A 12,973-nucleotide genomic window follows, 5' to 3' on the forward strand; every position below is an offset into this window, starting at 1 on the left:
AGTCTCCCACGGGCCAACAGCAATGAACCGCAAACCACCGAACCGCAAACTAGGGCTTAGAACCCGTCGTGCCGGGCTTTTGCCAAGTCGATGTTATGCAATATCCGGCGGTACTTGCGCTTTGCCCTGAGACTGCTGCAAAAACGCCTGAATCAGCGCTTGCAGGTTGGCACGAGTGACTTCAGTACCCGTATTCAGGTTCCCTGGTACTTCAAAAAAGATGATGCTGTCTACGCTAGTCATCGCTACCAGTTGAAATAGGATATGGGTGACAGGCATCGGGAACGCCATAATCTGGGGATCTTTTGCCAGCGGATTGGCCGTTGCGTCTTTCAGGCTGGCAAATGCATAAACCACGTTTTTTTGAGCATTGGTCTGGCTGCGATGGTTTAAAGTCGTCATCACCCATTGCTGCTCAAGGGTTTGTAGTATGTAATACTGGAGATGACGAAGCTGCTGAGCAATTTCCTTAAGGGCTGGGGCGATCGCCACCACTGCTGCTGGCGTTGCACCATCCTGTGGCGCATTCTGAACGAGGTCTTGAAGCTGCTGATCCAGAGTCATACCGTTTGTTAATGACGTGTGTCTTGATTGAGCTGTGTGCGCTTTGGGCTATCATCCTCATCAGTCTAGTTCAGAAGCTCGTTTACGCGTCCAGTTTGCCCGCCTGATGTTTCGGTACGGATGCTTTTTGTACAGATTTTGTACGGATGGCGGGCGATCGCCGCTGAATCACTCCTAAAGGTGACAACTTTAGGTGGCGGCTTTAGGCGGCGGCTTCAGTAAAGCAAAGCGGTAAAGCAAAGCTTGCTGAAGCAACGGCTTTTCCCCTCAACGCGCTATAATAGCGCCCTCCAGCAACCCGTAGGTTTGCTGACTCGACTTGAATCAGGCTGTTGATCGAGAACGCCAGTCTGGACACAGACTGGGGCTGCACTACCCCACCCTTGCCACTCCGTAGGGGTGTGTTAACGTTGTAACGATCTACATCCATCAGGGAGAGAGCACCCAAGGCGTGGAGGCTATTTTTAACCTGGTTTTTAACGAGCTGAAGCAAAGCACCCGTGCGTCTGAGCAAAACTGCCGCGACGTGACCTCCCGCATTACCGGAGAGGTCGCCCGCATTTGTTCAGAAAGCAAGCGCATTCAGTCGTCCGGAGAGGTCGAAGCCTGGTCAATCGCCCTTGCTCGCCACCGACTCAAGCAGTGTTTGAAATATTACCAGCTTGGGTCGCGCCGGGGTCGGGTTGACCTGCACAGCACCCTCAGCGCCGTGGTCTATCGCTACATCACGCCGCCCCAGGTGCAATCCAGCTATCAGGCGCGACTAGGGCTGATCGAAGATTTTCTGCAAATCTTTTATATCGAAGCCATCAACGCCTTCCGGCGCGAAAACCAACTTTCCCCCACCTACAGTCCGCGCACAGCGCTGGAACTGGCAGAATACATGGCTTTTGCCGAGCGCTATGGCAAGCGGCGGATTCCGCTGCCGGGTCGCCGCAGTCAGCAGTTGATCATTCTGCGGGCGCAGACCTTTTCGCAGCAGCAGCCGCCTGAAACGATGGTGGACATGGAGCAGGCGGCCGAAGGCGCAACTGGGGAAACCGACCAGTCGCGCAGCGGCGCGCCCATGCAGCAGGTGCGGGAACAGATGGTCGCCCAGGAGCCAGAGGTCGAAGAAGATTCCCTGCGGCATACTGTCGTCGCAGAACTGTTGAGTTATCTAGAAGAGCGCCAGCAAAAAGACTGTGCCGACTATTTCACGCTCCGGCTCCAGGATTTGCCGACGCAGGAAATCGAAAAAATTCTGGGACTTACGCCCCGCCAGCGCGACTATTTGCAGCAGCGGTTCAAATATCACCTGATTCGCTTTGCCCTGTCGCATCACTGGGAACTGGTGCATCAATGGCTAGAGGCAGACCTAGAGCGAAATCTGGGGCTAACGCCGCAGCAGTGGGACGAATTGCTCAGCCGCCTCAGCACGACCCAACAGGAAATGCTAAAACTCAAACAGCAGGGCAGACCCGACGGGGCGATCGCCCAATCTCTCGGCTGCACGGCAACCCAAGTGCAAAAACAATGGTCTAAATTGCTAGAACTTGCTTGGGAAATTCGTAACAATGTTGTGTCCGGAGCAGGAGTAATCGGGGATGAATAGTGACTCAGAAGCTGAGGATATTGTTTCCTGGCTCCTACAACAGCTAGATCAATCGACTGCTGCGCCATCAGGGGAAGCCGGTTTAGAAACCGGACGTGATGCGTTGGATGCAGCACATCCGCAATCGAATCACGATAATCTGCTCGACTCGGAACAGCTCAACACGCTGTTGAACTACTTGACCGAGTCGGACATTTTTTCTTTTCAAGACACACCATTATCCCATTCAGGAGAGATACCTGCTGTGCAAGACCGTTTTTATGCTTTGTTGAGACATCGGTTGCGGGAGGAAATCGAGCGCCGACCGCCCCTCTATCCCTGGGAAACCGAAGTGCGAGAGTATGAAGATGCCCTCGCGCCAGAGCTAGCGACTGCAACTGTCTGGGCATCCCAAATGCAGGCACTCAACCTGCCCGTGCCGATGCCCGAAGGCGTGCTAAATCGCCTGTTTGAACAGTGCCAATCGCTGCTGCAATCCTCGTTGCAGGAAGGCAGAAAGCTGGTACAAGCTGTGGAGTCTTTGTTTCCTGGTGAGTCGGCCGCGCTAAATCACCTCGCTGGCTATGTAATGGCGGCTCCTGCCCGTTCCGGAGCGTCTGCTCCTGTTTTGGAAGGCGTGCCCGATCATTATGATGCAGCGACCCAGCCTCAGCAAATGCTGCTGTCGCTGGTGGCAGCGCGGGAAATTTTGAATACGCTGGTGTTGACTGTTTCTCCTGCTCAGCCAGTGCTAGAGCGCGAATGGCATACCACGGCTGGCTTGCTGACTCTGCGGGCAATGCTACTGGAATCTGGTAGTTTGCGGCTGGTGGCCCAACTGCCCTGCGCCGGACGGCTAAAGCTGCAAAGCAGCGAGGTCGAAAAGAGCGCCCATCGCGCCAATGCTGGCCCAGTCAGCCTGGAGTTGCTGGAAGTGGAAGCATTGCAATCCTACTCGGTGCAAGTTGAACTGGAGCAAGCAGGCACGAAGTCGCTGTCGTTTGCGATCGCCATTGGTGAGTAAGTCAGATTTGTCGTGTGCCAAGACCGCACACCCAAATTGCACAGACTTATACAGCTAGCTAACTAATCGATTCAATCCCGTGTTTCATAAGCGCGGGATTTTTTTGTGCAGGATTGTATCTTGCACTACGCGATATTTGGCTATGAGTATCTGGCTATGAGTATCTGGCTACGAATATCTGGCTATAAGTATCTGGCTACGAATATCTGGCTATAAGTATCTGGCTAAGTATCTGGCTACGAATATCTGATGAGTATCCGATCCTACAAGCAACGCTAGAAACAATTCAGCGTGTCGCGGGTGTTGCGCCCGGTGACCGGATTCGTGCCCTGAGCCACCGCACAGAGCTTGTCCTGCATATCTTCGCGCAGCAGGACATCGGTAAAATCTGCCCCGTCGATGATTGCACCCTCGAATCGGGCGTTAAAGGCAAATGCGCCTTCCAGAATGGCGTTTTTGAGGTTAGCTTCGACCAAGCGGGCCGAATCGAGGGTGGCGTTGGTCAAGTTAGCTGCTTCCAGGTTGGCGCTCTCCAGATTTGCCGCAAAAAAGCTGACACCCTGAAGTTGGGTGTGGCTGAGGTTTGCGTTGCGGAGGTTAGCCTTAGTAAAGCTGGAGTCGGTGAGGTCGCGCCCCGAAAAGTCAGCATCGACGAGGTTTTCGCGGTTGTAGTCGAGCGCCTGAGCCGGAGCTGGAGAAAGTAGGGCGATCGCCCCCACCAGCACCAGGCTCCACCCCAGCATCCGCCAGCCAGACGAAATCAGGGGTTGCAACACCTGCCAAACCTCAGCGCCACCGACACGCAGCACCAAACCCGAATAAAACCCACGCATCATCTTCCTACCTGGCACAGTAAGTTATGTTGATTAAGTTACGTTGATTGCAGAAACGCCTTATATCGATTCTCGATTTTGGATTTGCGATTTTAGATTGCCCGTCAAGCGTCTGCGGGACTTCCAGCAACTCCATCCGTAGCTCTGCTTGGGGGAGTCGATATCAGACAGATTCCTACTTAAAAGATCCTACCCGAATCCCCGCGCAAGTCTGCGGCCGCCTGTTTCAGAATCCGTCGCCATACCCATGCCCAAGCCTGCTCCTCAGCCAGTCCCCAATCCTCGAAGCGCCGCAGCAGGCGAATTTGGGCTATTGGCCGAAGCGCTGGTGGCGCAATGGCTCATCCAGCAGGGCGCAACCATTTTGCAACGACGGTGGCGCTGTCGCTGGGGCGAACTGGATCTGATCGCCCAGCTACCGCCAACCGCAAAGGCTGCTGCTACGCTAGCGTTTGTCGAAGTGAAGGCGCGACAAAATGCGGGATGGGATGCGGGCGGGCTGCTGGCCGTGACCCCACAAAAACAGGCAAAGTTGTGGCAGGCGGCGGAGTTGTTTTTGGGAGAATATCCAGAATTATCCACAGGAAACTGCCGATTTGACGTGGCGCTGGTGTGGGGGCGATCGCGCCCCATGTCGCCCACCCGCTCAGCGCCTGCGCCCCACCTCCACATTCCAGACAGCCCCATCGAGCCGGGTCAACCCGTGGCGATCGCCCACTACACCCTCACCCTGCAACACTACCTCCCCAACGCCTTCAGCGCTATCTAGCTGCTCCGGCACCCCATCAATCCAACATCCCATCAATCCAACACCCCATCAATCCAACATCCCATCAATCCAACATCCCATCACTCCAACATCCCATCAATCCAACATCCCATCAATCCCAATGCGCCTCCACGTCATCAACCCCAACACCAGCCGCGACATGACCTACTCCATCGAGCAGATTGCGACGGCGAACGTTTCTGGAGAAACAGAAGTCCTCACCACCTGCCCGGCCCACGGCCCCGCCTCGATCGAGAGCTACTACGACGAATACCTGGCGATTCCCCATGTGCTGGCGGAGGTGCAGCGCACAAAGGCAACGACCGACGGCTATGTGCTGGCGTGCTGGGGCGATCCGGGACTGGATGCGGTGCGCGAAGTGACGACCAAGCCCGTGGTTGGCATTGCCGAAGCGTCGATGTATGCGGCAAATGCGATCGCCCCCCGCTGGTCGGTCGTGACGACGCTGCGCCGCAGTCACCACATGGTCGAGGCGATTGTGAAAAAGACAGGACTGATGGAGCGCTGCGCCTCGATCCGCTGTGTGGATATGCCCGTGCTGGCGTGCGAAGCAAACCCCGATGCGGTGATGGAAGGACTGGTTCACCTAGGCAAACTGGCGCTAGCCGATGATGGCGCAGAGGCGATTATCCTGGGCTGCGCGGGCATGGGCGGCATGGCGGAGTATCTGAGCGAGGAACTGGGCGCACCGTGCGTCGATCCGGTGGCGGCGGGCGTGCGCTTTGCCGAAATGCTGGTAAATCTAAACCTGCAAACCAGCAAGTGGTTAACCTACAAATTTCCAGAAAAAAAGCTTTTCAAGTAAAAGAGTTTCTGGTGTGAACTCTCCTGATTCTTTGCGTCTTTACTGCATCAGGGAAAACTCTCAGGCAGGCTCGATATTGGCAATGCGGAAGCCCATCTGACATTCATACTGCTCCGGTAGGTTTTCTGACGGCTTGCCCAAGGCGCGGCCACAGCGCAGTCGCCCCTGTTGCCAGCGAGGTTGACCGCTGCGATCCGCCATCAGGCAGCTTTGACACACTTGCTGCGGCTGAAGCAGTTGATCCTCCATAAGGATGACAAGCATAAGCACCTCCCGCAATAAGGGTAGGGTTGGTCTTACAACAATACCCTCGCCAATATCTTCCCAGTACCTTTATTGTATGGCAGGTTTTTTGAACCGCTAGTTAAGTTTATCAGAGGTTTATGACGGGCTTATGGGGCGTTTAGGGAGTTGCTCGCAAGAAACGGCGGGCAATCTCGCGCGATCGCCCAAGCGCCGTCGAATGGCTGATGGGGAGCTGCATCAGCCACTTTAGGGCGCAGGTTTGATATCAATAAACGATATCCTTAACCTAAAAGGATAATATCACTTCTAGATATCAAGTCAAGGTTCGATTGTAAATCACTGAAAAGCCACTCTGGAAAGCGATTAGAATAAAAGCGAGTAAGAAATGGAATATTCGGCTAAAAAGCTTTCCACACAAGCATTTGAGTATTCATTCGGTAAATCAAGATACAAAATGAGGCGTTTGATGCGTCTTATTTCTTTCTCTAGTATTTCTTTCTCTAGACAGATTTAGATAGGTTTGTAAAACGCTGTATACCGTATACAGGAAAGCGACAGACGGAGATCTATGCAAAACCTGAAGGCGATCGTGATCGGGGCTGGGATTGGTGGCTTGACGGCTGGCATCGCCCTGCAACAAGCCGGATATGAGGTGGAAATCTATGACCGCGTGAAGGAAATGCGCCCAGTGGGGGCGGGAATTTCCGTCTGGTCGAACGGCGTGAAAGTGCTGAACCGTCTGGGGTTGGGCGATCGCATGGCTAGCATTGGCGGCATCATGAACCGGATGCAGTATCACACCAAGGCGGGAGAACTGCTCAACCATATCGAGCTTGCGCCGCTGATCCACAAGGTGGGGCAACGCCCCTATCCGGTTGCCCGCCGCGATTTGCAAATGATGCTGATGGAAGCCTTTCCCGGCAAAATTCACCTGGACTGTCGCTGCATCGGCGTGGAGGAAGACGACCACGGCGTGACGGTGCAGTTTGCCAACGGGCGCGAGGCGCGGGGCGATTTTCTGGTGGCGGCGGACGGCATCCGCTCGGTGTTGCGGAGCTACGTGGTCGGGCGCGAGGTAGAGCCGCAATATGTGGGCTATGTGAACTGGAATGGACTGGTGCCTGCCGATGCTGATCTGGCTCCGCCGGAGAGTTGGGTAATTTACGTCGGCGAACACAAGCGGGCCTCGATGATGCCGGTAGCGGGCGATCGCCTCTATTTCTTCCTGGATGTGCCGCTGCCCAAGGGCACACCTGCCGATCCAGCAAATTATCGCGACGAGCTAAAGGCCCATTTCGCGGGCTGGGCCGACCCCGTGCAGCGGCTGATCGACCGCTTTGATCCCTTCGCCGTGGCGCGGCCCGAAATTCACGATGTCGGCCCGATCGACCGCTATGTGCGCGGGCGGGTAGCACTGCTGGGCGATGCCGCTCATGCGACCTGTCCTGATCTGGGTCAGGGCGGCTGTCAGGCGATGGAAGATGCGCTGGTGTTGGCAAACTATTTGCTGACCACGAATATCAGCATCGAGTATGCCCTGAAGCGTTACGAGTCGGAGCGCATGGCCCGCGCCAACGCGGTGGTAGAAAAGGCCCGCAAACGGGCCGAGCAAATCCACGGCAAAGACCCTGCCGTGACGCAGCAGTGGTATCGTCAACTGGCGACCGAAAAGCCGACCGACGTGACCGATGCCATTAGTAAGGTGATTTTGGCGGGGCCGCTGCGCTAGGCGGGTTGGGAAGCGGGGTTAAACGCTGGGATGTAGAGCAGGGTTAGAAATCGAGAAACGGGAGACAGCGTGATGGCGGGTAAGCTTACGACTCATGTTTTGGACACGGCGCATGGCCGTCCGGCAGCGCAGATGGCGATCGCCCTCTACGCGATTCACGGCGGCATTCATCCGAATGGCGACGGCCGCACCCTGCTGAAAACTGTCACCACCAACGCCGACGGCCGCACCGACGCGCCCCTGCTCAGCGATGGCAACTTGAAGGCTGGTGTGTATGAACTCGTCTTCTCGGTTGCCGACTACTTTGCCCAATTTCCTGACGCACTGCCCGAACAGCCATTTCTCAGCCAGATTCCCATCCGCTTTGGCATTGCCGATGCCGACGCGCATTATCACGTCCCGCTGCTGGTGTCGCCGTGGTCATACAGCACCTATCGCGGAAGTTAAAGCAAACGTTCCAGGCGCAACGCGCCTGGAACGTTTGCCAGTTCTAGCCAGCCTCCGCCTGCGCCACATCCAGCCAGGTCTTCACCACCGTATCCGGGTTCAAGCTGATGGAGTCGATGCCCTGGCTGACGAGGAATCGGGCAAAGTCGGGATAGTCGCTCGGCCCTTGTCCACAGATGCCGATCTTGCGACCGTTGGCTTTGGCTCGTTCAATCACGACGCGAATCATCGTTTTCACGGCTTCGTTGCGCTCGTCAAACACGTTTGCTACCAGCGCCGAGTCGCGGTCGAGTCCCAGCGTGAGCTGCGTCAGGTCGTTGGAGCCGATCGAGAAGCCGTCGAAGATTTCGCTGAACTCGTTTGCCAAAATAACGTTGCTGGGCACTTCGCACATGACATAGACCTGCAAGCCGTTTTCGCCACGTTTTAGGCCGTTGCGCTCCAGTTCTGCCATCACCTTGCGTCCTTCCTCCGGCGTGCGGCAGAAGGGAATCATGGGAATCACGTTGGTTAGCCCCATGTCGTTGCGGACGCGCTTCAGCGCCTCACATTCCAGCGCAAAGCCGTCACGATATTTCGGGTCGTAATACCGCGCTGCACCGCGCCAGCCCAGCATCGGGTTTTCTTCGTGGGGTTCAAAGGACTTGCCGCCCAGCAGGTTGGCGTATTCGTTGCTCTTGAAGTCTGACATGCGAACCACGACGGGCTTCGGGTAAAATGCGGCGGCGATGGTGGCCACGCCCTGGGCCAGCTTGTCTACAAAGTAGTCTGGCTTGTGGTCGTAGAGATGGGTGAGCTGGGCGATCGCCGCTTTTTCGTCATCCTCTGGCAGTTGATCATAGTTCAGCAGCGCCAGCGGATGCACACGGATATGGTTGGCAATGATGAACTCGAACCGGGCTAGACCCACGCCATCGTTGGGCAGGGCCGACAGGCGAAACGCCTCTTCGGGATTGCCTACATTCATGAGAATCTGCGTGCGCGGGCGGGGCAGGTCTTCGAGCGGCGTTTCCTCAATCTGGAACGGCAGGAACCCAGCATAGACGCGCCCTTCTTCGCCCTGAGCGCAGGAAACCGTCACCTCTTGCCCCGTTTGCAAGACCTGAGTCGCGTTGCCGCAGCCGACGATCGCCGGAATGCCCAACTCCCGCGCAATAATCGCCGCGTGGCAGGTGCGGCCACCCTGATCGGTGACGATCGCCCCTGCTTTTTTCATAATCGGCTCCCAGTCTGGGTCGGTACGGCTCGTCACCAGCACATCGCCTGCCTGAAACGTGTGAATATCCGCCGGACTGAGAATGACTCGCACCCTGCCCTGGCCGATCATTTCGCCCACAGCGCGACCCGTCACCAGCGGCTCGTGATGCGTGTAGGTGGTGTCTTCGGTTTTTGCGCCTGCCTCGCGCTCTAGGCGATAGCGCCGCAGTACGGTCTGCGCTTTTTGCGACTGCACGGTTTCTGGCCGCGCCTGCACAATATATAGCTCTCCAGTGATGCCGTCTCGCGCCCACTCCATGTCCATCGGCGTGTAGGTGCCGTGGGTTTGGGAATAGTGGTCTTCGATGATGCAGGCCCATTCCGCCAGCTTGAGAATGTCGTCGTCGCTGAGGGCAAAGCGATCGCGCTCAGTTTGTTCCACCGGCACCGTCTTGGTTAGATGTTCCCCGTCGGTGTCGTAGACCATTTTGATTTCTTTACTGCCCAGTCGCTTAGCTAAAATCGGTCGGAACCCTTCTCGCAGCGTCGGCTTAAACACCAGATACTCGTCCGGGTTGACGGAACCCTGCACCACCGTTTCGCCAAGACCATAGGCTGCCGTCACCAGTGCCGCATCGCGGAAGCCACTCTCGGTGTCGATAGAAAACATCACGCCCGATTCTGCCAGGTCAGAGCGCACCATTTTCTGTACGCCCACCGACAGCGCTACGCTGAAATGGTCGAAGCCCTTGGTGGTGCGGTAGGAAATGGCGCGATCGGTAAAGAGGGAGGCAAAGCAGTGGCGGCAGGCATCCAGCACAGCCTCAATGCCGTGGACGTTGAGATAAGTTTCCTGCTGGCCGGCAAAGCTGGCATCGGGCAGGTCCTCAGCAGTGGCACTAGAGCGCACGGCGACATCGGTTTCGGGCCCGTAGCGGCGGCAGAGTTCGGTGTAGGCCTGGGCGATCGCCTCTTCCAAATCTTGGGGAAAGGGGGCGTTGAGAATGAGCGATCGCGCTTCCCGCCCGTGGGTCTGCAAATTCTCTACATCATCCACATCCAGCGTGGCAAACAGGCGGTGCAGCGCGTCTTCTAGCCCTGCGCTCTGGATGAAATGGCGATAAGCATGGGCGGTCGTTGCAAACCCACCCGGCACCCGCACCCCCTTGGAGGTGAGCTGACGAATCATTTCTCCCAGCGAGGCATTTTTGCCGCCTACCAGCGGAATATCGTGAATGCCGACATCCTCAAACCACAGCACCAAACTCTGATCGTGCGGCATTGCGACGCTGCGTTCGGATAGCTGAACCATGAGTACCTCCTTGAGGCAAGCGTGTGGAAGCGATGAGGGACTGGTTGCATTGGCCCCCTCTTCTTCATGCTAATCAACCGGGCTGGAGGTGTCCTGATGGCTACAATTGAGCGGAGTCAACGAAAATTGCCCAAGCCTAGGTGCTGCCTGAGTTCGAGCAAGTGTTAAACTGTATAATTAATTACAATTCTTGACGAATCGGTCAGGGATCGACAAGAACGCTCCAAGAATTCACGCTTTTGGAGGCTGCGGTTTTTGGGTTTTGAGGTTTTCGCAGAGGGCGATCGCCCTTTGAAAAAATTTAGCTGTGCCTAAAATGACAGGGGTTTTCTGATAGAAAACAACCCCCTTTTGGGCGAATTCATTGACTGACTTTTTAACCTAGAGAAGTAGACTCTGACCTAATATCTTTGACCTGTATCTTTATGTGTGCATCCTCACACCAATCACTCAAAAGATTCCAATCACCCAAAAGATTCCGTTAGCCCAAATACTTTTTCAGCAGCAGTTCCAGCCTGGCTTTCGTCTCGGCGGGGGCTTTATCCAAGGGGGTGAGGATGGCGTATTTCAGCGCGTGGTGGGCTTCCGAGGGCGGCGGATTTTGGGCCAGGCGGCGGACGGTTTCCTGAATCACGCGCTGAGCATTCACCGCATTTTTCGTCAAGTTGCTAATCACCATTTCAACGGTCACGCTGTCGTGGTCAGGATGCCAGCAGTCATAATCTGTCACCAGCGCCAGCGTTGCGTAGGCGATTTCGGCTTCGCGGGCCAGCTTGGCTTCGGGCAGGTTGGTCATGCCGATTACCGTTGCGCCCCAGCTTCGGTAAAGGTTCGACTCGGCGCGAGTAGAAAAGGCCGGCCCCTCCATGCAGACGTAGGTGCCGCCCTGGTGTAGCCTTACATCGGGCAGATCGAGGGAGGCGATCGCCTCGCCCAGCACCGCCGCCAGGTTCTTGCACACCGGATCGCCAAAAGCGATATGCGCCACGATGCCTTCGCCAAAGAAGGTCGAGACTCGCCCCTTCGTGCGATCGATAAACTGATCTGGCAGCACCATGTCCAGCGGCTTTGCCTCTGCTTGCAGCGACCCCACCGCCGACGCGGAGATCAGATATTCTACACCCAGCGACTTCATGGCGTAGACATTTGCCCGAAACGGCAGTTCCGATGGCAGCAGCGTGTGGTTGCGCCCGTGCCGCGCCAAAAAGGCAACGGGCGTACCCTCCAGCGTGCCCACAATCAGCGCGTCCGACGGCTTGCCAAAGGGCGTTTCCACTTCGACTTCGCGCACGTCCTTCAGCGCCTCCATCTTGTAGAGGCCGCTGCCGCCGATAATGCCAATTCGCACATCTGTCATAGTTGCCGTCCTTAATCGTCCTGAAAAGATTCGCCCAACAGTAATCGGTAATCGGTTTAGAGATTACCAAGGGATGCTCTGCTTCCTAAGATTACAAGGGGTTTGGTTTTGCAGGAAGGCTTCGGCAGTTGAAGTATTACAGCATTTTCTTGCGTTCTTGCGGGGTGAGGCACGCACAGTCCTGACGACGAGGCAAACGCTTCTTGACTATTCACGTACCTCACTAGCTTCAAAAACGCTGTACCTGCTTCCTAAGCTTACAGGGGTTTAGAGGAAGAAATGGGAGAGGACGTAAAAGTCTGGCTCAACCGTTTGGCGATCGCGCTGGCATCGCAGGGCACAGGAGTCAGGCTGTTTTGGCTCATAGCACTAGCGCGGGCGTGACCTGCTGAAACTGCGCCCGAATTGCCTGAATGCACTCCAGCGTTGGCGTTGGGGTGCTGCTGAGCTGATAGTCGTAGCCCAACTGTTGCCACTTGTATTCGCCCATTTTGTGAAAAGGGATAATTTCTATTCGCTCCACGTTCTTTAAGCGGGCAACAAACTGGGCGAGTCCGGAGACATTATCTAGATTATCTGTTAGACCCGGCACGACCACAAAGCGAATCCAGGCAGGCTTGCGGCAATCGCTGAGATATTGCGCGAAATCCAGGGTGGGCTGGAGGCTAACGCTGGTTACCTGAGTATAAATCGACGGATTGAATGATTTGATATCCAGCAGCACTAGATCGACAAACTCTAGCACTGGATGGGCGATCGCCAGCGGACAGTAGCCCGACGTATCCAGCGCGGTGTGAATGCCCAGCGCCTTGCACTGCTGCAAAATCTCCTGCACAAACTCCGGCTGCATCAGTGGCTCGCCGCCGCTAATGGTCACACCACCGGGCGGGCGAATGTAAGAACGATATTTCTGAATCTCGGCGACGATTTCGTCGGCAGTGACCTCAGTGCCACCCGATATCTCGCGGCAGTCGGGGTTGTGGCAGTAGAGGCAGCGCAGGGGACAGCCCTGAGTAAACACCACGACTCGAAGGCCGGGCCCATCGACCGTGCCACAGGTTTCGATGGAGTGGATGCGTCCGGTGATTGACATATA

General features: G+C 56.1%; 12 protein-coding genes. 6 read left to right on the forward strand and 6 right to left on the reverse strand.

The window, feature by feature from the left end; all coding sequences use genetic code 11:
* Positions 1-93: 93 nt before the first annotated feature.
* Complete coding sequence (locus tag O77CONTIG1_RS19515) at positions 94-564, reverse strand: hypothetical protein (RefSeq protein ID WP_068514102.1); 471 nt, start codon at positions 562-564, stop codon at positions 94-96.
* Positions 565-1,015: 451 nt separating this feature from the next.
* Between O77CONTIG1_RS19515 and hetZ the strand changes: the two genes are divergently transcribed.
* Positions 1,016-2,158, forward strand: a complete 1,143-nt coding sequence (hetZ, locus tag O77CONTIG1_RS19520) for a heterocyst differentiation protein HetZ (protein ID WP_156435492.1) — start codon at positions 1,016-1,018, stop codon at positions 2,156-2,158.
* Positions 2,151-3,161, forward strand: a complete 1,011-nt coding sequence (locus tag O77CONTIG1_RS19525; RefSeq protein WP_068514108.1) for a hypothetical protein — start codon at positions 2,151-2,153, stop codon at positions 3,159-3,161. The genes hetZ and O77CONTIG1_RS19525 overlap by 8 nt, the downstream gene beginning before the upstream one ends.
* Before the next feature lie 275 nt (positions 3,162-3,436).
* On the opposite strand, the gene O77CONTIG1_RS19530 is transcribed toward O77CONTIG1_RS19525, so the two are convergent.
* On the reverse strand, positions 3,437-3,997 hold the full coding sequence (locus tag O77CONTIG1_RS19530; RefSeq protein WP_286132421.1) for a pentapeptide repeat-containing protein: 561 nt from the start codon (positions 3,995-3,997) through the stop codon (positions 3,437-3,439).
* 244 nt (positions 3,998-4,241) lie between these two features.
* Here O77CONTIG1_RS19530 and O77CONTIG1_RS19535 point away from each other — a divergent pair, with 244 nt between their 5' ends.
* Together O77CONTIG1_RS19535 and O77CONTIG1_RS19540 are read left to right on the forward strand one after the other, a co-directional pair.
* Positions 4,242-4,763, forward strand: coding sequence for a YraN family protein (locus O77CONTIG1_RS19535; RefSeq protein ID WP_068514111.1), 522 nt, complete (start codon positions 4,242-4,244; stop codon positions 4,761-4,763).
* A 121-nt stretch (positions 4,764-4,884) separates the two neighbouring features.
* Positions 4,885-5,589 carry an aspartate/glutamate racemase family protein gene (locus O77CONTIG1_RS19540; RefSeq protein ID WP_068514115.1) on the forward strand — a complete coding sequence of 235 codons (705 nt, stop codon included), beginning with the start codon at positions 4,885-4,887 and terminating at the stop codon, positions 5,587-5,589.
* 60 nt (positions 5,590-5,649) lie between these two features.
* On the opposite strand, the gene O77CONTIG1_RS19545 is transcribed toward O77CONTIG1_RS19540, so the two are convergent.
* The gene (locus O77CONTIG1_RS19545) at positions 5,650-5,853 is read right to left on the reverse strand and encodes a hypothetical protein (protein ID WP_068514116.1); all 204 of its coding nucleotides are present in this window, start codon (positions 5,851-5,853) and stop codon (positions 5,650-5,652) included.
* A 550-nt stretch (positions 5,854-6,403) separates the two neighbouring features.
* Here O77CONTIG1_RS19545 and hpxO point away from each other — a divergent pair.
* Entirely contained in the window at positions 6,404-7,564 is a 1,161-nt protein-coding gene (gene hpxO / locus O77CONTIG1_RS19550) for an FAD-dependent urate hydroxylase HpxO (protein WP_068514119.1), read from the forward strand.
* A 72-nt stretch (positions 7,565-7,636) separates the two neighbouring features.
* Complete coding sequence (gene uraH / locus O77CONTIG1_RS19555; RefSeq protein WP_068514122.1) at positions 7,637-8,011, forward strand: hydroxyisourate hydrolase; 375 nt, start codon at positions 7,637-7,639, stop codon at positions 8,009-8,011.
* Positions 8,012-8,054: 43 nt separating this feature from the next.
* On the opposite strand, the gene ppsA is transcribed toward uraH, so the two are convergent.
* From ppsA to pflA, 3 genes are all read right to left on the reverse strand, one after another.
* Positions 8,055-10,520 (reverse strand): phosphoenolpyruvate synthase, encoded by a 2,466-nt coding sequence (ppsA, locus tag O77CONTIG1_RS19560; protein ID WP_068514125.1) that lies wholly within the window; start codon positions 10,518-10,520, stop codon positions 8,055-8,057.
* A gap of 481 nt (positions 10,521-11,001) precedes the next feature.
* Positions 11,002-11,877 (reverse strand): S-methyl-5'-thioadenosine phosphorylase, encoded by an 876-nt coding sequence (locus tag O77CONTIG1_RS19565; RefSeq protein WP_068514128.1) that lies wholly within the window; start codon positions 11,875-11,877, stop codon positions 11,002-11,004.
* A 361-nt stretch (positions 11,878-12,238) separates the two neighbouring features.
* Positions 12,239-12,970 (reverse strand): pyruvate formate-lyase-activating protein, encoded by a 732-nt coding sequence (pflA, locus tag O77CONTIG1_RS19570; protein ID WP_068514130.1) that lies wholly within the window; start codon positions 12,968-12,970, stop codon positions 12,239-12,241.
* Between the last annotated feature and the right edge of the window lie 3 nt (positions 12,971-12,973).

This window comes from Leptolyngbya sp. O-77 (assembly GCF_001548395.1).
Taxonomy (GTDB): domain Bacteria; phylum Cyanobacteriota; class Cyanobacteriia; order Elainellales; family Elainellaceae; genus Thermoleptolyngbya.